Source organism: uncultured Oscillibacter sp., from assembly GCF_900544955.1.
Taxonomy (GTDB): Bacteria; Bacillota; Clostridia; order Oscillospirales; family Oscillospiraceae; genus Oscillibacter.
On sequence record NZ_UQXD01000027.1, the window covers coordinates 1 to 17,642 of the forward strand.

A 17,642-nucleotide genomic window follows, 5' to 3' on the forward strand; every position below is an offset into this window, starting at 1 on the left:
AAGAACAAACGGAGCGGCGGGAGACCTGTCCGCAGGACAGGGCGAGCGGAGCGCATCAGGGCCCCCGGGAAAACCCAGCGAAGCGGTTTTCACGGGGAGAGGAAGAACAAACGGAGCGGCGGGAGACCTGTCCGCAGGACAGGGCGAGCGGAGCGCAGTTTGTTCTGACGATCTGACGACTTACAGCATGGCCATCCGCGTGTCGTGGTGCTCCCGGAGGGCCTGGGCGCAGGCGTCGATGTCCGCCTCCGTGGTCTCGGGGCCGAAGCTCAGGCGGATCACCCCGCCGGCCACCCGCTTGGGCAGCCCCAGCGCCGCCACCACGTGGCTGGGCTTGCCCTGATGGCAGGCGGACCCGGCGGAGATGCAGATGCCCCGGCTGCCCAGGTCGTTGACGATGTTCTGGCTGGGCCAGCCCTCCAGGGACACCGCCAGAATGTGGGGGGCGCCGCCGGGGGCGATGAGACGCAGGTCCGGGATGGCGGAGAGCTGCGCCGCAGCCCGGTCCCGGAGGGCCGCCATGTGGTCCAGGTTCTCCCGGAGCCGGGCCGTCCGCAGCTCTGCCGCCTTGGCGAAGCCCGCGATCTGGGCGGTGGCCTCGGTGCCGGAGCGGAGCCCCCCCTCCTGGCCGCCGCCGGGCAGCAGAGGCCGGGGATTCCGCACCCGGGGGCCGATATACAGCGCGCCGATGCCCTTGGGCCCGCCGATTTTATGGGCAGAGATGGTGACAAAGTCCGCCCCCAGGGTCCGGGCGGCAAAGGGGACCTTCAAAAAACCCTGCACCGCGTCGGTGTGGAGGAGGGTCTGGGGATTTCGCGCCGCCAGGCCCGCCCCGATCTCCCGGAGGGGGTAGACGGTGCCCAGCTCGTTGTTCACCAGCATCACGCTGAGAAGCGCCGTGTCCGGCCGCACCGCCGCAAGGACCTGCTCCGGGGAGATACGCCCCTGGCTGTCGGGGGCAAGGTATGTCACTTCATAGCCCTGCCGTTCCATCCACTTGCAGCTCTCCAGGACGGCGCTGTGCTCCACCGCGGTGGTGACGATGTGGCGGCCCAGGCGGCGATTCTGCCACAGGGCGGCCTGGATGGCCCAGTTGTCCCCCTCGGTGCCGCAGGAGGTGAAAAACAGCCGCCCCGGCTCGCAGCCCAGCGCCGCCGCCACGGTCTCCCGCCAGGCGGCCACCCGCTTTTTCATCTCCAGTCCCAGGCCGTATTGGGCGCTGGGATTGCCGAACTGCTCCGTCAACACGGCGTACATGGCGTCCGCCACCGCCCGGGGCACCGGCGTGGTGGCGGCGTGGTCCAGATAGATCATCGCGACAACTCCTTTTCTTGGGGCTTGCTGAATGGAGAATTTCCAAGTATAATCAGGAAAGCCAACCTATTATATAGAGATTTTGCGAAAAGCGCAAGGAGTAACCCATGAAAGTTGCCATTTACACCCTGGGGTGCAAAGTGAATCAATACGAGACCCAGGCCATGGAGCAGTCCCTCCGGGCCCGGGGCCACGAGGTGGTGGACTTCTCCGGCGAGGCGGACGCCTACGTGGTGAACACCTGCTCCGTCACGGCGGTCAGCGACCAGAAGTCCCGCCAGGTGATCCACCGGGTGAAAAAGCAGCACCCGGCGGCAGTGGTGGCGGTGTGCGGCTGCTATCCACAGACCCACGCGGAGGACGTGCGGCTTCTGGGGGTGGACCTGATCGCCGGAACCGGGGACCGGACGGGCTTTTTGGACCTGCTGGAGCAGGCCGCGGCGGAGCGGGGGACCATCGAGGCCATCGACCGCTCCTTTGAGCGGCGGGCGTTTGAGGTGCTGCCCGCCGGCGGCATGGCGGAGCGGACCCGGGCCATGCTGAAGGTGGAGGACGGCTGCGTGAATTTCTGCACCTACTGCATCATCCCCTACGCCCGGGGGCCGGTGCGCTCCGCCCCGCTGGAGACAGCGGCGGCCCAGGCGGCGGGCCTCCAGGCGGAGGGCTACCGGGAGATTGTGGTGACGGGCATCGAGATCTCCTCCTGGGGCCGGGACCTGCACACCGGCCGTACTCTCATCGACCTGGTGGAGGCGGTCTGCGCCGCCGCCCCCGGTGTCCGCATCCGGCTGGGCAGCCTGGAGCCCCGCACCGTCACTGGGGACTTCTGCCGCCGGGCGGCGGCCCTGCCCAACCTGTGCCCCCAGTTCCACCTGTCCCTCCAGAGCGGGTGCGACGCCACGCTGAAGCGGATGAACCGGAAGTACGACACGGCGCGATATGCGCAGTCTGTTGCGCTTTTGAATCAATATTTTGAACATCCGGCCGTCACCACGGACCTCATCACCGGATTTCCGGAGGAGACGGAGGCGGAGTTCCAGGAGACGCTGACCTTTTTGGAGCAGTGCGGCTTTGCCCAGATGCACATTTTCCCCTATTCCATCCGCCCCGGTACGCCGGCGGCGGAGATGGCCCAGGTGCCCAAGGCGGTGAAGGAGGAGCGGGCAAGGCGGGCCGCCGCCCTGGCGGCCCGGATGCGGCGGGCCTATCTGGAGGCCTGCGTGGGGCAGACCTACCCGGTGCTCTTTGAGCAGCCCCGGGAGGGGCGGTTTTTCGGCCGGGCCCCCAACTATATGGAGGTGCTGGTCCAGGGCGAGGGACTGCACAACACGGTAAAGCCCGTCCGTATCACAGGCACCGACGGGCAGTCCCTGCTGGGCGAGCTGAGGGAGGACTGAGATGAAAAGTCACTTTTTTGCCTACATTTCCCGGATGCGCTTCATTCAGCGCTGGGCGCTGATGCGGAACACCGCCCCGGAGAACGTCCAGGAGCACAGCCACCAGGTGGCGGTGCTGGCCCATGCCCTGGCGGTGATCCGCAACCGGCTCTTCGGCGGAACCGCGGATCCCGGCGCGGTGGCGGCGGCGGCGCTGTACCATGACGCCAGCGAGATTCTCACCGGGGACATGCCCACGCCCATCAAGTACGACAACCCGGACATCCGCCGGGCCTACAAGGACGTGGAGGCGGTGGCGGAGGAGAAGCTGCTGGCCATGCTGCCGCCGGAGCTGCGGGAGGCGTACCGCGGCCTTCTCACCGGGGCGGACCCAGAGACGGCGGCACTGGTGAAGGCGGCGGACAAGCTGTCCGCCTATATCAAGTGCGTGGAGGAGCTGAAGGCGGGGAACCTGGAGTTTCGGGAGGCGGCGGAGCAGACCCGCCGGACGCTGGAGGGATACGGCCTGCCGGAGGTGGCCTACTTCCTGGAGACCTTTATCGACAGCTTCTCCCTGACACTGGACCAGCTGAAATAGGGGCGGCCCGTCCATGGGGCACGGGCTGCCAAACGGACAAAAGTACCCGCCAGGAACCCTCCTGGCGGGTACTTTTGTGCAAGATACTAGATTTTTCGGTTGATATAATCGACAAACCGGTAGGTGAGACCGTTTTCCTCCACCGGGTCGCTGACGGACTCCACCGCCCAGCCTGGCAGCTTGTCCAGGTTGGGGAAGAAGGTGTCCGCCCCCTCCGCCGCGGCGTCCACGCGGGTGAGATACACCCGGCGGCACTGGGACAGCAGGGCGGTGTAGACGCTGCTGCCGCCGATGACCCACAGGTGCTCCCCGTCGGCGTCCCGGGCGGCCTCCAGGGCCGCCTGGGGACTGGAGACCACCTCCGCCCCCCAGCGGTCGAAGTCCACATTGTGGGTGATGACGATGTTCCGCCGCCGGGGCAGGGGCCGCCCGCCGGGGAAGGAGTCCAGGGTCTTGCGGCCCAGAATCACGGTGCCGTCCAGCGTCAGGATGCGGAAGCGCTTCATGTCCGTGGGCAGGGAGAACAGCAGTCCGCCCTCCCGGCCGATGGCCCAGTTTTGATCCACAACAACAATGGCATTCATGTGCGCACCTCAAATGGCGATGGGGATGCTGTCCGCAAAGGGGGCGGGGGTGTAGCCCTCCAGGGAAAAGCTGTCCCGGGTAAAAGCGTAAAAGTCCGTCACGGCGGGGTCTATGGAGAAGACCGGCGCCGGGGCGGGGGTCTGGGAGAGCATCTTCTCCAGAATGGGCACGTGGCGGTCGTAGATGTGGGCGTCGGCGATGACGTGGACCAGCTCGCCCGCCGTCAGGCCGCTGGCCTGGGCGAACATGTGGATCAGGACGGCGTACTGCACCACGTTCCAGTTGTTGGCCGTCAGCATGTCCTGGCTCCGCTGGTTCAAAATGGCGTTGAGCACGTTGCCGGAGACGTTGAAGGTCATGGAGTAGGCGCAGGGGTAGAGGTGCATCTCGTGGAGGTCCTGGAAGTTGTAGAGGCTTGTCAGAATGCGGCGGGAGGCGGGATTGTGCCGCAGGTCGTAGAGCACCCGGTCCACCTGGTCCATGTCCCCCTCGGGGTAGTGGTGCTTCACCCCCAGCTGGTAGCCGTAGGCCTTGCCGATGGAGCCGGTCTCGTCGGCCCACTGGTCCCAGATGCGGGCGTTCAGGTCGTGGACGTTGTTGGATTTCTTCTGCCAAATCCACAGCAGCTCGTCCACGGCGGTCTTCCAATAGGTCCGCCGGAGGGTCAGAATGGGGAACTCCCGGCGCAGGTCGTACCGGTTGACGATGCCGAATTTCTTGACGGTGTGGGCCGGGGTGCCGTCCTCCCAGCGGGGGCGGACCTCCTGATCGGTGTCCCAGACGCCGTTTTCCAGGATGTCCCGGCAGGTGCGGATGAAAAGCTCGTCTGCGTGGCTCATGGGCGCGCCTCCTTTTTTACATTGCTCCCAGTATATCAAATCCGCCGAAAAATGACAAGCCGGGCCGCGTGGACAACTTTTCCGCCTTTTTGGGCGGTTTTTTGCCGCATTCTCCAAAGGTTGCGGAGAATAAAGGCGTGGTTTGTGTGAAATTTTGGTTGTAAAACCGTAAAAAGTGCGGTAAGATAGGCGGACCGAAGGGGGCGATGGACGATGCTGGACCGCAGTGAGGTGGGCAAGCGGGGCTACCTGAATGAGGACTTCCGCCTGTTCCACCTGAAGGACAGCCGGGCCCAGGAGCTGGATTACCACTACCACGAGTTCGACAAGCTGATTTTGCTGCTGGGGGGCCGGGTCACCTACGTGGTGGAGGGCGTCACCTACTTTCTCAAGCCCTGGGACATTCTGCTGGTGCAGCACAACCTGATCCACCGGCCCGTCATCGACCCGGCGGAGCCCTACGAGCGGATTGTGGTGTGGCTGGGGCGGGAGTGGTCCGCCCGGCGCAGCGACCCGGCGGAGCCGCTGGACACCTGCTTCGACACCACCCGGGAGCGGGGCTTCCACCTGCTGCGCACCGACGGGGAGCGGCGGCTGCACTACATGCAGCTCATCCAGAGCCTGGAGGCGGCGCTGCGCTCGGAGGAGTTCGGCAGCCGGCGGATGGCGGACACCCTGTGCCAGCAGCTGCTGGTGGGGGTGAACCGGGACGTGCTGCGCTCCCGCACCGCCCAGGAGGAGCGGGACAGCTACCGGGTGGACCCGAAGATGGAGGAGATTTTGAAGTACATCGCCGCCCATCTGGAGGAGGAGCTGACCGTGGACCTGCTGGCAAAACGGTTTTTCCTGAGCCGGTACTACCTGATGCACCGGTTCAAGGCCGTCACCGGCTACACGGTCCACCAGTACATCAGCCAGAAGCGGCTGCTGCGGGCGGGGGAGCTGATCCGCGCCGGGGTGCCGGTGATGAAGGCGGCGGAGCAGGCGGGGTTTGGCGAGTACTCCACCTTCCTGCGGGCCTTTCAGAACACCTTCCACATGAGCCCCCGGGAGTTTCGGTGAGTGTTGGGAAAAAAGAGGGAGAACATGGAGAGCAATCCGATCAAGGCGGAATTTTCCAGGCTGGATTTGCGGCGGCTGATTGTGCCGCTGGTCATTGAGCAGCTGCTGGCCATCACGGTGGGGCTGTGCGACTCCATCATGGTGGCCCAGGTGGGGGAGGCGGCCATCTCCGCCGTCAGCCTGGTGGACACGGTGAACGTGCTGCTGGTGAACGCCTTCGCGGCGCTGGCCACCGGCGGCGCCGTCATCGCGGGGCAGTACCTGGGGCGGCGGGAGGCGGAGAAGGCCGCCCACGCCGGGGAGCAGCTGCTGCTGTTCATGGGGGAGGCCTCCCTCCTCATCACGGTGCTGTTCTACCTGCTCCGGGGCTTTGTCCTGGGGGTGGTGTTCGGCCAGGTGGAGCCGGACGTGGCGGCCTACGCCAACACCTATTATCTGATTGTGGAGGCGTCCACCCCCTTCCTGGCCGTGTACAGCGCCGGGGCGGCGCTGTTCCGGGTGATGGGCAACTCCCGGATTTCCATGTGGGTGTCCCTGGGGATGAACGCCGTCAACGTGGCGGGCAACGCTTTTTTGATCTTTGGACTCCACATGGGGGTGGAGGGCGTGGCCATTCCCACGGTGGTGTCCCGGGTGGCGGCGGCCGCGGCCATGCTGGTGCTGCTGCGGCGGCCGGGCCTGCCGCTGCGGGTGGGGCGGGTGCCCCTGCGGAACGACCGGTATGTGGTGAAGCACATCCTCCACTTCGGCGTGCCCAACGGCCTGGAGAGCGGTATGTTCAACCTGGGCAAGATTCTGCTGCTGTCCACGGTATCGGTGCTGGGCACCGCCTCCGTCACCGCCAACGCCATCGGCAACGCCATGGCCTCCTTCCAGTGCGTGGCGGGCAACGCCCTGGGCCTGGCCATTGTGACGGTGGTCTCCCGGTGCATGGGGGCGGGCAGCTACGAGCAGGCCCGGCGCTACACCAAGCGGCTGGTGAAGACCACCTACCTCTACATGGCCGGCACCATCGCCCTGACGCTGGCGGCGCTGCCCCTGGTGCTGCTGCTCTACAACGTCTCGCCGGAGACGGCGGCCATGGCCCGGGAGGTGATCTGGCTCCACGGGCTGATGGCCACGTTGATCTGGCCGCTGTCCTTCACGCTGCCCCAGGCCCTCCGGGCGGCGGGGGACACCCGGTATACCCTGGTGGTGTCCAGCGTGTCCATGTGGACCTTCCGGGTGGCGCTGGGGGTTCTGCTGGGCCGGTACGCGGGGCTGGGCCTTTTGGGGGTGTGGCTTGCCATGGTGCTGGACTGGCTGGCGCGCTCCGCCCTCTTTCTCCACCGCTTCCACGGCCACAAGTGGGAGACCATGGGCCTGGAGGAGTGAATGGCGCCCTCCGCTATGCGGAGGGCGCTTCCGTTTGCCGAAGAGGCCCGGCGGCGAACGAAGAGGACTCCCCGGTCTGCCGCGGCGTGTCCGCGGCGGAACAGCCCTCCCGGAGCGCAGGTGTGCGGGCGGTGGGCCGTGCCGCCGGAGGATGCGCCGGTTGACCGCCCTGGGAGGGCCCGCTGTGCGCGTCCAGAAAGCGGACGATCCATCTCGGCACCGGGGCCTGGCAGTCCTGGGAGGGCCCGCCGCCCACGTCCGCGATGGGCCTTTCCGGCCCGCTCAAACCGTTGCCGCACGCGTTCGTCTGCCCAAAAGAAGCGCCCTCCGCATAGCGGAGGGCGCTTCTTTTTATAGAGGTTGTTACCGGACGGTGAGGCGCAGGATGGCCTCCATCTCCTCCGGCCCGATCTTCACGAAGCCGCCGTAGGGGAAGCCGTTGGGCTTTTCCCGCCGGTGGGCCACCATGGCGGGGATGTCCTCCTCCTTGGCGCCGTCGATCTCGCCGAAGGTGGTGGGCATGCCGATGGAGCGGAAGAACTCCCGCAGGCGGGCGATGCCCGCCCGGGCGGTGTTGGCGGGGCAGGCGAAGTCCATCTCGCAGCCGAACACCTCCACGGCCAGCTGGGCGAAGCGCATGGGGTTGTGCTCCATGACGAACTCCATCCAGGCGGGCATCACCACCGCCAGACCCGCGCCGTGGGCGCAGTCGTAGAAGGCGGAGAGCTCATGCTCGATCTGGTGGCTGGCCCAGTCCTGGGCCCGGCCCACGCCGCAGCTGTTGTTGTGGGCCAGCATGCCCGCCCACATCAGATCCGCCCGGGCGGAGTAGCTGTCGGGATTGGCGATGGCCTTGGGGGCGGCGTCCACCACGGTCTTCAGCAGGGCCTGGCACAGCCGGTCCGTCAGGGCCACGTCGGGGGTGTTGGTGAAGTACCGCTCCAGGATGTGGGCCATCATGTCCACGGCGCCGCTGGCGGTCTGGTAGGCGGGGAGGGAGCAGGTGTACCGGGGGTTCAGCACGGAGAACTTGGGGCGGATCACGTCGGTCTTGGGGGCGCCCCACTTCAGGTTGCCCTCCTCCAGCGTGATCACCATGCTGTCGCTGCCCTCGCTGCCGGCGGCGGCGATGGTCAGCACGGTGCCCACGGGCAGGGTCTTTTCCACCTTGGCCTTGCCGGCGAAGAAGTCCCAGAAGTCGCCGTCGTACAGCGCGCCCACGCCGATGGCCTTGGCGGTGTCGATGACGCTGCCGCCGCCCACGGCCAGCAGGAAGTCCACGCCCTCCCGCCGGCAGATCTCGATACCCTCGTACACCTTGCCGCTGCGGGGGTTGGCCTGGACGCCGCTCAGCTCCGCCCAGGCGATGCCCGCCTCCGCCAAGGAGGCGGTGACGGCGTCAAAGGCGCCGTTGCGCTTGATGGAGCCGCCGCCGTACACCAGCAGCACCTTGGACCCGCCGAAGCGCCGCACCAGGGCGCCTACGCGCTGTTCCTCGCCGTCGCCGAAGGCGAAGAGGGTGGGGGAGTAGAACTCGAAATTGTCCATGAAAACATCCTTCTTTCTTCAAATTGGAAAATGATCTTTCATCAATAGCCCCGCTTGCGGTCCACCAGGTGGGCCAGGGGGCGCCCAGCGGCGTAGTTGGCAATGTCCGTGCAGAACATGTCCACGTTGACGTCGCAGGTGTAGCCCAGGGTCAGATTGCCAGAGGTGTGGGGGGTGAGGACCACGTTTTTGGCGTCCCACAGGGGGTCGTCCTTGGGCAGGGGCTCGGGCACCATCACGTCCAGGGCGGCGCCGGCGATCCGGCCGGCGTTCAGGGCCTCCACCAGGGCGTTCTGGTCCACCGCGGTGCCCCGGCCCACGTTGATGACGATGGCCGTCTCCGGCAGCAGGGCGATCCGCTCCCGGCTGAGGATGCCGGCGGTCTCCGCCGTGGCCGGCAGGGCCATCACCAGAATCTCCGCCTTGGGCAGCACCGCGTCCAGCTCCCCGATGGGGCGCACCTCGTCGTAGACGTCCTCCCGGGCCTTGCCGCTGCGGCTGAGGCCCACAATCCGGGAGGCCCCCATGCCCCGCATCCGCTGGGCCACATTGCTGCCGATGTTGCCGGTGCCCAGAATGGTGATCTCGCTGTCCCGGATGGACCGGATGGGCCGGGGGGGCGCCCAAATGTGCTGGCTGAGGGGGCCTGCGTACTCCGGCATCCGCCGCAGCAGCAGCAGCGCCACCATCACCACGTGCTCGGCGATGGTGGCGCCGTAGCCGTTGGAGTTGGTGAGCAGGCACGCCGGGTTTTGGAAGATGCCGTCGTCTTTGCAGTACACGTCCACCCCCGCGGAGGAGGCGCAGTACCATTGCAGGGTGGCGGGGGCGGAGCGCAGCAGCTCCGGGTCCTGGGCGTAGAGCACCTCGCAGTGCTGGAGGCAGGCCTTGGCCTCCTCAAACTGGTCCGTGGTGAAGTAGTGGGCGGTCATGCCCGCCGCCCGGGCGGCGGCGTCGATCCGCTCCCGGTGGGTCTCGGTGAGAAAGTCCTGGAAAATACAGATGTCGCGGCTCATGATGAAAAACCTCCTTATTTACAAACCATAGCACTTCAAGTATACTTGAAGTCAAGGGCTATTTCAAAAAAATGAAGGGACGTGGACGGATGACCTATACGATCAAGGAGCTGGGGGCCCGCTTCGGCCTGCCCGCCTCCACCCTGCGGTACTACGAGGAGGTGGGACTGTTGAAGCAGGTGGGGCGGACGCCGGAGCACCAGCGGGTGTATGAGGAGCAGCACCTCCGGCGGCTGGAGTCCATCTGCTGTTTCAAGGGCACCGGCATGACGATTCCCCAGATGCGGGAGCTCTTCGGCTACATCGAGGGCGGCGCGGCGCACGTGGACGAGATTTTGGCGCTGCTGGAGGCCCAGCGGGAGAAGACCCAGCGGCAGATTGTGGAGATGCAGACGAACCTGGCCCATGTGGAGCGGAAGATCCGCCGCTACGCCGCCATGAAGGCGGCGGCGGAGGGAAAAGAGGCGTAAATCCCAGCGGTTTCCGGGACGGCGGAGCACAGGCTCCGCCGTCCCGGTCCGCGTTTTCGGCGTCTCAGGGTCGGCAGCCCCCCAGGGCGGCGCACACCTGCTCGGCGGCCCGCATTCCGTCCGCCGCGGCGGAGAGGATCCCCCCGGCGTAACCCGCCCCCTCGCCGCAGGGGAACAGCCCCGGCAGGGAGGCCTGGCCGCCCTCGTCCCGGGGAATGCGGACGGGAGAGGAGGTGCGGCTCTCCACGGCGGTGAGCACCGCGTCGGGGTGGTCGTAGCCCCGGAGCTTCCGGCCCAGCAGGGGCAGGGCCTCCTCCAGGGCGGCGGACACGAAGGGGGGCAGGCAGCGGTGCAGGTCCGTCCAGGTGACGCTGGGGCGGTAGCTAGGGGTCACGCCGCCGCATCCGACGGAGGGCCGCCCCGCCAGAAAATCCCCCACCCGCTGGGCCGGGGCCCGGTAGCCCCCGCCGCCCAGGGCGTAGGCCTCCTCCTCCAGCCGCCGCTGGAAAGCGATGCCCGCCAGGGGGGAGCCGTCGCCGCCGAAGTCGGCGGGGGTGACGTTGACCAGCAGGGCGCCGTTGATGTTCTCCCTGTCCCGGGCGAAGGCGCTCATGCCGTTGGTCACCACCCGGTCCTCCTCCGACGCGGCGGCCACCACCTCCCCGCCGGGGCAGACACAGAAGGAGAAGACGGAGCGGCCGCCCGGGAGGTGGCAGGCGAGCTGGTAGGTGGAGGCGGGCAGTCCCGGGCGCCCGGCGAACTGCCGGTACTGGGCGGCGTCGCAGTCCGCCTGGCGCTGCTCGATCCGCACCCCCACGGCGAAGGCCTTGGCCTCCATGGCGACGCCCCGCCGGTGGAGCATGGCGAAGGTGTCCCGGGCGGAGTGGCCGGGGCACAGTACCAGAGCGCGGCAGGGGAGAGCGTAGGTCCCCTCCGGCCCCGCCACGGTGACGGCGGCCAGGGCCCCCTCCCGAATATCCAGGTCCTCCAGGCGGCTTTCAAAGCGGATGTCCGCCCCCAGGTCCAGCAGTTTTTGCCGCAGCCGCTGGAGGACCCGGTAGAGGTAGTCGGTGCCCACATGGGGCTTGGCGTCGATGAGGATGTCCTCCGGCGCCCCGCAGCTCACCAGGGTCTCCAGAATCCAGCGGTGGCGGATGTCCCGGGTGCCGGTGTTCAGCTTCCCATCGGAGAAGGCCCCGGCGCCCCCCTCGCCAAACTGGACGTTGGAGGCGGGGTCCAGTTCACCGGTGGACCAAAACTGGTCCACATCCGCCTTCCGCCGCTCCACCGGCCGCCCCCGCTCCAGCAGGATGGGCCGCAGGCCCGCCCGGGCCAGCACCAAGGCGGCGAACAGCCCGGCGGGCCCGGCGCCCACCACCACCGGCGGCACCGCCGGCGCAGGCAGGGGGGCGGGCAGGAGATAGAGGTCTCCCCGCTCCAGGCGGGAGACCTTTTTGCTGCGGCAGCGCTTCAAGACGGCGGCCTCGTCCTTCACGGCGGCCTCCACCGTGTAGACCAGGCTCACCGCCTCCCGGGCGTCCACGCTGCGGCGCAGCACCCGGAGGGAGAGCAGCTCCTTCTCCCGGACCTTCAGCAGCCGGGCGGCCTGGGCGGCCAGAGCGGCCATATCCGCCCCGGGGGGCAGCTTGATGTTCTCAATTTTCAGCAAGGCGGTTGTTCCTTTCAGAGGTTGTCATCCCCATCATAGCACAGTTTTTCAAGCAGGAAAACCAGTTTTGGAAAATTTCAGGATTCACAAATGGTTCAAAACTCTTTCAGGGATTTTTAAGTTACCCGCCCTATACTAAGGCCAAGCTCAAGGAAGGCGGAACGAAAGTTCAGGGAATGTGCAAAGTTCCTTCACGGGTTCGACATAAGTTCCCTGTATACTGCGTTCTGACAAAGGAAAAAACGGGATACATAGAAGGAGGAGTCAATATGTATAACGATGAACAGAATCTGTATCATTACACCTATCGCAAAGACGGCAGCGAGTCCAGCCAGGGCTCCCGCCCCTCGGTGGACGACCAGCTCCGCCAATATCAGTCCGGCCCCCAGGAGCCGGTCCAGGAGATGAAGCCTGTGAAAAAGAACCGCATGGGAACGAAGGTGGCCGCGCTGGCCCTGTGCTGCGCCCTGCTGGGCGGCGCCGCAGGCGGCGGCGTGGTCTACGCCGCCGGACGCTCCGGCGGGACGGCCTCCGAGGTCAACGTCAGCAGCCGCCCGGCCACTCCGGTGGCGGTGAAGAGCGTGGACGGCAAGACCCTGATGAGCGACGCGGAGGTTTACGCCGCCAACGTCAACAGCGTGGTCTCCATCAACGTCACCGGCACCAGCGGCACCAACTTCTTCGGCCAGGCGGTGCAGACCGCCTCCGCCGGCAGCGGCTTCATCCTCACCAAGGACGGTTATATCGTCACCAACTACCACGTGGTGAAGGACGCCGACACCGTGAAGGTCACCATGTACAACGGCGACAGCTATGACGCCCGCTATATCGGCGGCGACGAGGACTACGACATCGCCGTGATCAAGGTGGAGGCCGCGAACCTCCCCGCCGTCACCCTGGGCAACAGCGACAATCTGAACGTGGGCGACCACGTGCTGGCCATCGGCAACCCCCTGGGAGAGCTGACCTTCTCCATGAGCGAGGGCATCGCCTCCTCTGTGAACCGGGCCATCAACGTCAACGGCACCCCCTTCAACATGATCCAGGTGACCGCCTCCATCAACCCCGGCAACTCCGGCGGCCCCCTGCTCAACAGCTACGGCGAGGTGGTGGGCATCGTCTCCGCCAAGTACTCCAGCTACTCCAGTGAGAGCGTGGAGGGCCTGGGCTTCGCCATCCCCATCAACGACGTGGTGGCCATGATCGAGGACATCATGACCAACGGCTACGTGACCAACAAGCCCTATCTGGGCATTACCGGCGGCTCCATGACCAGCCAGATGGCGGCCCAGTACCGCTACGACGTGACCAGCGGCGTCTTCGTCTACTCCGTGGAGGAGAACGCCGCCGCCGCCAAGGCGGGGCTGAAGATGGGCGACGTCATCACCAAGGTGGACGATCACGCCATCGCCACCATGGAGGATTTGACGGCGGTCAAGAAGCAGTACGCCGCCGGGGACAGCGCCACCTTCACCGTCTACCGGGACGGCCAGGAGACCACCCTGGAGGTCACCTGGGACTCTGTGCCCGCTGACCGGCAGAGCACCGAAACCCAGCAGCAGGCCCCGCAGAACCAGCAGGGCGGCCAGTCCGGCGGGTATGACCCCTTCGACGACCTCTTCCGCTACTTCTACGGCGGCGGCTACAACGGCAGCAGCGTCCGGGACGCCGCTTAACTTCCCGGCCCGTGTCTGACGGCGGCCCCGCGGCAATCGCTGCGGCAAGGCAAACGGCTGCCATTGCGGCGGACACTTTGAATGAAAAAGCGCACCGTTTTTAACGGTGCGCTTTTTTTAAAAAATTAGGAGCCGGGGATTACTCCTGATCTTCCGAGTTGCCATCCTTTTTCTTTTTGCTGTTGACGACGGCGACCACCACCATGATGACAATGAATGCAACGATTAAGATGCCAGCGGGTTCCATAAGTACGCCTCCTTTTAGTATTAACGACTTCTTGTCAAAAAATAAATATTTTTTAACAGAATCTTTATATTGAAGTATAGCGAAAAAAGTGACAAAAAGCAAGAACTTTTTTGGGAAGGATTGGGCACAATGCTGGGCGGGAAACCGACTGGCGGAGAAGAAGCAAAAAAAGGGGGATTAGGCGGCCATATGTAGCTACACCGCCGATCCCTCCGTATTGCCGGTTCCCTCTAGTTTCGCATCATTCAAACCCATGGACGGCTTTGCCGACGCGTCCACAAAAAGGCTGCGTTCCCAGCGGTTTGACTTGCTTCATCGAATAGAGTATAGTAAATTCAAATTCTATCATGCAATGTATGCACAGCCGGTATCTGGTCACTTGTATGTATCATTGAGGGAAGGGGCGGAAACAAAAATGAGCAACATTCTTCACGAGATGAAGCCGACTCTCATGAAATACTCGGATATCATCACGCGGGTGATTGGGGCGCCCGTATCCATTTTCGATTCTGAAGAAAACCGGCTGACCTATGGTGGAAAACTGGATGCATCCAATGTGGTGTTGAATGGGAATATTGGAAGAACCACCCTAAAGACCGGAGAAGTGCAAGTTATGCTGGAGCCTTTTGGGCACCCTGGATGCAAGGACTGTCATTATAGGGACCAATGCCCTGATATTGTGCAGATTTGGGTGCCGATTTTGCTTCACGAAAACGTGATTGGGGCGATTACGCTCAACCCCGAGACGCCCCAGCAAATGAAAAAAATTCTGCGAAATCACAAATCCTATCTTCTTTTTCTGAAACAGATCGCTGGCTTTATTTCCACAGAAGCTGATCAGACAACTGCAATTCAGCGGAACGAAACCCTTCTCCGACTGCTGGAAACAGTCATCGACCAGATTGATTCTGGTGTGATGGTGCTGGATCGAAACTACAAGATTCTTCGCCTGAATAAGGCTGGAATGCAGCTTCTTCACAGCCATTTTCCAGAACTTCGGTCACGGATTATCTCCCTGGAGCCTACTGGAGAGAAGATAGACTCACAATCGGAGTATCTAATTGGTGATGGAATCACCCAGTATGCGGTGGTGGGAAATCTGTACCATATTGATATGGATATTTATTCTGAAGTGTTCATTTTCTCCGCCTCAAACGCCGCTAAAAATTGGGTTGGACAGAAATCTCTCTATAAAAGCATTATTGGCACCTCTCCGGAAATTCAGGCGGTGCGCACACAGGTTCTCAATGCGGGCAATTCTTCGTCTTGCGTACTGATTTCCGCAGAAAACGGACTTCAAACCGAATTGTTTGCCCGGGCCATTCACAACGAGAGCGGCCGCCGCAGTCAGCCGTTTGTTCGCGTGGACTGCGCGGCGATGGCCGAGCAGGATCTGCTGGAGTATCTTTTTGGGTCGGTAACAATCTCCAATGTGGCGGGGAGCCGCGGAAAACCCGGGCGCATCGAGGCGGCTTCCGGCGGAACGCTGTATCTGGACGATATCTCGGCGCTGCCTAGATCAGCCCAGAAAAAGCTCATTCCTTTGGTGGAGAGAAAAGCAATTCTGCGCGGCGGTTCCAAAAAGGAGCGGCGGGTAGACGTCCGCGTGATTGCTTCCACCAAGGAAAATCTGGATCGGGTTTGCAAAAAGGGGCTTTTTGATCAGGAACTGTACTATCTCATCAATGTGATTCACATCCATATCCCGCCTCTCCGGAGCCGGAGGGAGGACATTCGCCCGCTGGCAGCCTACTACATTCGGTTTTATGCAGAGGAACTGGACAAGTCCATCCAGAACATTGAGGATGCGTTTTGGGACCGGGTGATTGCCTATGATTGGCCGGGAAATATTCAAGAGCTGCGCAGCGCTATGGAATATGTGATAAATATGGTGGCCTACCCACAGGAGATCCGAGCGGATTTATTACCGGCGCGAGTGGTCTCCTCAGTAGAATCCCAACTGCCGCCTACCTTCAATTTGGAAGAGGCGGAGCGGGCCATCATCAGACGGGCACTGGCGTATCGGCGGGAAAAGCATGTTTCTAATGAAGATCTGGCGCGGATGCTGGGAGTAGGCGCTGCGACCCTTTATAGAAAAATAAAAAAATACGGATTTGACGACTGAATATCCACGGTCGCCCACGAAACACTATCAAAATGATTCTGATCTTATCATTTTGATAGTGTTTTTCTTTATTGTTACAGCGCGAATTGTATCAAAGTGATAGAATTCACCATCGGTTTCAGGAAAAACCGGTGGTATTGACCAAGTTAGAGGGAATGTGGTTTACTCTTTGCAACAGATGCGCACTGAATAATCACACGCAAGGAGGAGCCAAATGGAACGTTATGATGCGATCAGAGGGTTGGAGCCGCAGGATGTGCTCCGCTGTTTTTGGGACCTTTCCACCATTCCCAGAGAGCCGGGATTGAAACAGCCTGTCAGCGATTTTATGGTTTCTTATGTTCAAGGGCTTGGACTGGAGGTCCGGCAGGACGATGCTTATAATGTAATCGCTTGTAAGCCGGCTACGCCGGGGTATGAGGATGCGCCCACCGTCATGCTCCAGGCCCATCTGGATATGGTCTGCGAGAAAGAACCGGGAGTTGAGCACGATTTCCAAAAGGACCCCCTCCGCCTGCTGGTGGAGGACGGGGACAAAATCACGGCAGACGGTACGACGCTGGGAGCGGACGACGGACTGGGTGTTGCGGTCATCATGGCGATTCTGGCGGACAAGACCATTGAGCACCCCGCAATTGAGGCGGTTTTTACAACCGATGAAGAAACCAATATGAATGGCGCATATGGTTTGGACTTTTCCAAGCTGAAGAGCAAAATTATTTTGAATCTGGATTCCTCAGCGGTTCAGGTGAGCGGCGCCGGAGAGTTGGAGGTTTCTATAGATATCGGCGCGGAGAAAAAATCTTTGCCCCAGGGGCTTACGGTATGTGCCCTTGAGGTCAGCGGCCTGAAGGGTGGCCACAGCGGTGCGCAGGCAATGCAGGAGCTGGGCAGCGCCATCGCACTGATGGCCCGAGTTTTGTGCGCTTTGGAGAAGGAACTTCCCTACCATCTGATTCGCGTCCAGGGCGGCAGAGGCTTTCCGACGGCCTTTGCGCGCAACGCTTCCGCCGTGATTGCACTTGAACCGGGACAGGTTCCTTTCGCACAAGAGATCACAGCCCGCTGCCTGGCGGATTTCCGAAAGGAACTGGCCAAACGTGACCCGGGCGTGGAAGTTGTTCTACGGCCCACCGGAGAAACTGCTTTCGAGGCTTTTACAGAATCTGTGAAGGACACGCTGTTGACATTGCTGACCTGTTTGCCGGACGGCCTGTTCTCCCTGAACCGGGAGTTTGAGGGCTCCATGGAGAGCTGCTCCAATGTGGGCGTTCTGGAGACGTATCCGGATCGCATCTATGTGGATTTGCTTATTAGAAGCGTAACCGCATCCAAAAAATATCAGCTTTTCGATAAGGTTGCTCGCCTTAGCAAGGCGTTGCATGTTGTACCAACGGTCCGCAGGGATTTGCCGCAGTGGGATTACAGCATGGATGATAATCTGCTGAAACTAATCTGTGATACCTATGATGACCATCATCCCACCCTGTCCGAGGGAACGCTGGAAGCGGGCATCTTCTGTGAAAACATGCCCGGCGTCTCTTTTGTGGCGCTGGCGCCGCCCTACTATAACGCACACTCTCCCAGAGAATATTTTCTGGCGTCTGAATGCCGGGATAACTACCGGAAGCTGATTGCGCTGCTAAGCAGGATTCACTGACAAAAACCGAAATTCCAGTTCAGATAAGTGCCGGCGAAGGCAAAGCAACTGTTTTCGTCCACAGAAAGTTTATCATTTGACAG

At 63.0% G+C, this 17,642-nt stretch carries 14 protein-coding genes; 8 read left to right on the forward strand and 6 right to left on the reverse strand.

All coding sequences use genetic code 11. The annotated features are described in order from the left end of the window. Positions 1 to 180: 180 nt before the first annotated feature. Positions 181 to 1,314, reverse strand: coding sequence for a cysteine desulfurase family protein (locus tag QZS21_RS07525; RefSeq protein WP_295581951.1), 1,134 nt, complete (start codon positions 1,312 to 1,314; stop codon positions 181 to 183). 107 nt (positions 1,315 to 1,421) lie between these two features. Here QZS21_RS07525 and mtaB point away from each other — a divergent pair, with 107 nt between their 5' ends. Then, positions 1,422 to 2,711 (forward strand): tRNA (N(6)-L-threonylcarbamoyladenosine(37)-C(2))-methylthiotransferase MtaB, encoded by a 1,290-nt coding sequence (mtaB, locus tag QZS21_RS07530; protein WP_295581953.1) that lies wholly within the window; start codon positions 1,422 to 1,424, stop codon positions 2,709 to 2,711. 1 nt (position 2,712) lies between these two features. Next, complete coding sequence (gene yfbR, locus QZS21_RS07535) at positions 2,713 to 3,288, forward strand: 5'-deoxynucleotidase (protein WP_295581955.1); 576 nt, start codon at positions 2,713 to 2,715, stop codon at positions 3,286 to 3,288. A gap of 86 nt (positions 3,289 to 3,374) precedes the next feature. Here yfbR and QZS21_RS07540 read toward each other — a convergent pair whose 3' ends face one another. Then, positions 3,375 to 3,872 (reverse strand): dihydrofolate reductase, encoded by a 498-nt coding sequence (locus tag QZS21_RS07540; protein ID WP_295581957.1) that lies wholly within the window; start codon positions 3,870 to 3,872, stop codon positions 3,375 to 3,377. A 9-nt stretch (positions 3,873 to 3,881) separates the two neighbouring features. Then, entirely contained in the window at positions 3,882 to 4,712 is an 831-nt protein-coding gene (thyA, locus tag QZS21_RS07545; RefSeq protein ID WP_295581959.1) for a thymidylate synthase, read from the reverse strand. A gap of 213 nt (positions 4,713 to 4,925) precedes the next feature. Between thyA and QZS21_RS07550 the strand changes: the two genes are divergently transcribed. Together QZS21_RS07550 and QZS21_RS07555 are read left to right on the forward strand one after the other, a co-directional pair. Further along, positions 4,926 to 5,774 carry an AraC family transcriptional regulator gene (locus tag QZS21_RS07550; RefSeq protein ID WP_295581962.1) on the forward strand — a complete coding sequence of 283 codons (849 nt, stop codon included), beginning with the start codon at positions 4,926 to 4,928 and terminating at the stop codon, positions 5,772 to 5,774. A 24-nt stretch (positions 5,775 to 5,798) separates the two neighbouring features. Beyond that, positions 5,799 to 7,148, forward strand: coding sequence for an MATE family efflux transporter (locus QZS21_RS07555; protein WP_295581964.1), 1,350 nt, complete (start codon positions 5,799 to 5,801; stop codon positions 7,146 to 7,148). A 363-nt stretch (positions 7,149 to 7,511) separates the two neighbouring features. Here the strand turns inward: QZS21_RS07555 and QZS21_RS07560 are convergent, their stop codons facing one another. Together QZS21_RS07560 and QZS21_RS07565 are read right to left on the reverse strand one after the other, a co-directional pair. Continuing rightward, entirely contained in the window at positions 7,512 to 8,696 is a 1,185-nt protein-coding gene (locus QZS21_RS07560; protein ID WP_295581966.1) for an iron-containing alcohol dehydrogenase, read from the reverse strand. A 41-nt stretch (positions 8,697 to 8,737) separates the two neighbouring features. Then, entirely contained in the window at positions 8,738 to 9,712 is a 975-nt protein-coding gene (locus QZS21_RS07565) for a D-2-hydroxyacid dehydrogenase (RefSeq protein ID WP_295581968.1), read from the reverse strand. 89 nt (positions 9,713 to 9,801) lie between these two features. Between QZS21_RS07565 and QZS21_RS07570 the strand changes: the two genes are divergently transcribed. Beyond that, a complete protein-coding gene (locus QZS21_RS07570; protein WP_295581971.1) occupies positions 9,802 to 10,182 on the forward strand; it encodes a MerR family transcriptional regulator in 381 nt (126 codons plus the stop codon). Positions 10,183 to 10,246: 64 nt separating this feature from the next. On the opposite strand, the gene QZS21_RS07575 is transcribed toward QZS21_RS07570, so the two are convergent. Then, positions 10,247 to 11,851 (reverse strand): NAD(P)/FAD-dependent oxidoreductase, encoded by a 1,605-nt coding sequence (locus tag QZS21_RS07575; RefSeq protein WP_295581973.1) that lies wholly within the window; start codon positions 11,849 to 11,851, stop codon positions 10,247 to 10,249. A gap of 269 nt (positions 11,852 to 12,120) precedes the next feature. Here QZS21_RS07575 and QZS21_RS07580 point away from each other — a divergent pair, with 269 nt between their 5' ends. From QZS21_RS07580 to pepD, 3 genes are all read left to right on the forward strand, one after another. Then, the gene (locus QZS21_RS07580; RefSeq protein ID WP_295581975.1) at positions 12,121 to 13,527 is read left to right on the forward strand and encodes a S1C family serine protease; all 1,407 of its coding nucleotides are present in this window, start codon (positions 12,121 to 12,123) and stop codon (positions 13,525 to 13,527) included. A 500-nt stretch (positions 13,528 to 14,027) separates the two neighbouring features. Then, the gene (locus QZS21_RS07585; protein WP_295581977.1) at positions 14,028 to 15,899 is read left to right on the forward strand and encodes a sigma 54-interacting transcriptional regulator; all 1,872 of its coding nucleotides are present in this window, start codon (positions 14,028 to 14,030) and stop codon (positions 15,897 to 15,899) included. Positions 15,900 to 16,113: 214 nt separating this feature from the next. Continuing rightward, positions 16,114 to 17,559: a beta-Ala-His dipeptidase gene (gene pepD / locus QZS21_RS07590; protein ID WP_295581979.1), complete on the forward strand. Its 1,446-nt coding sequence runs from the start codon at positions 16,114 to 16,116 to the stop codon at positions 17,557 to 17,559. Positions 17,560 to 17,642: the final 83 nt, after the last annotated feature.

What these genes read in the sequence shown, in the direction of transcription:
- QZS21_RS07565 (WP_295581968.1), bottom strand. Translation starts at nt 9,712, where the DNA reads ATGAGCCGCGACATCTGTATTTTCCAGGACTTTCTCACCGAGACCCAC.
- QZS21_RS07555 (WP_295581964.1), top strand. Translation starts at nt 5,799, where the DNA reads ATGGAGAGCAATCCGATCAAGGCGGAATTTTCCAGGCTGGATTTGCGG.
- yfbR (WP_295581955.1), top strand. Translation starts at nt 2,713, where the DNA reads ATGAAAAGTCACTTTTTTGCCTACATTTCCCGGATGCGCTTCATTCAG.
- QZS21_RS07525 (WP_295581951.1), bottom strand. Translation starts at nt 1,314, where the DNA reads ATGATCTATCTGGACCACGCCGCCACCACGCCGGTGCCCCGGGCGGTG.
- mtaB (WP_295581953.1), top strand. Translation starts at nt 1,422, where the DNA reads ATGAAAGTTGCCATTTACACCCTGGGGTGCAAAGTGAATCAATACGAG.
- pepD (WP_295581979.1), top strand. Translation starts at nt 16,114, where the DNA reads ATGGAACGTTATGATGCGATCAGAGGGTTGGAGCCGCAGGATGTGCTC.
- QZS21_RS07580 (WP_295581975.1), top strand. Translation starts at nt 12,121, where the DNA reads ATGTATAACGATGAACAGAATCTGTATCATTACACCTATCGCAAAGAC.
- QZS21_RS07540 (WP_295581957.1), bottom strand. Translation starts at nt 3,872, where the DNA reads ATGAATGCCATTGTTGTTGTGGATCAAAACTGGGCCATCGGCCGGGAG.
- QZS21_RS07560 (WP_295581966.1), bottom strand. Translation starts at nt 8,696, where the DNA reads ATGGACAATTTCGAGTTCTACTCCCCCACCCTCTTCGCCTTCGGCGAC.
- thyA (WP_295581959.1), bottom strand. Translation starts at nt 4,712, where the DNA reads ATGAGCCACGCAGACGAGCTTTTCATCCGCACCTGCCGGGACATCCTG.
- QZS21_RS07570 (WP_295581971.1), top strand. Translation starts at nt 9,802, where the DNA reads ATGACCTATACGATCAAGGAGCTGGGGGCCCGCTTCGGCCTGCCCGCC.
- QZS21_RS07585 (WP_295581977.1), top strand. Translation starts at nt 14,028, where the DNA reads ATGGACGGCTTTGCCGACGCGTCCACAAAAAGGCTGCGTTCCCAGCGG.
- QZS21_RS07550 (WP_295581962.1), top strand. Translation starts at nt 4,926, where the DNA reads ATGCTGGACCGCAGTGAGGTGGGCAAGCGGGGCTACCTGAATGAGGAC.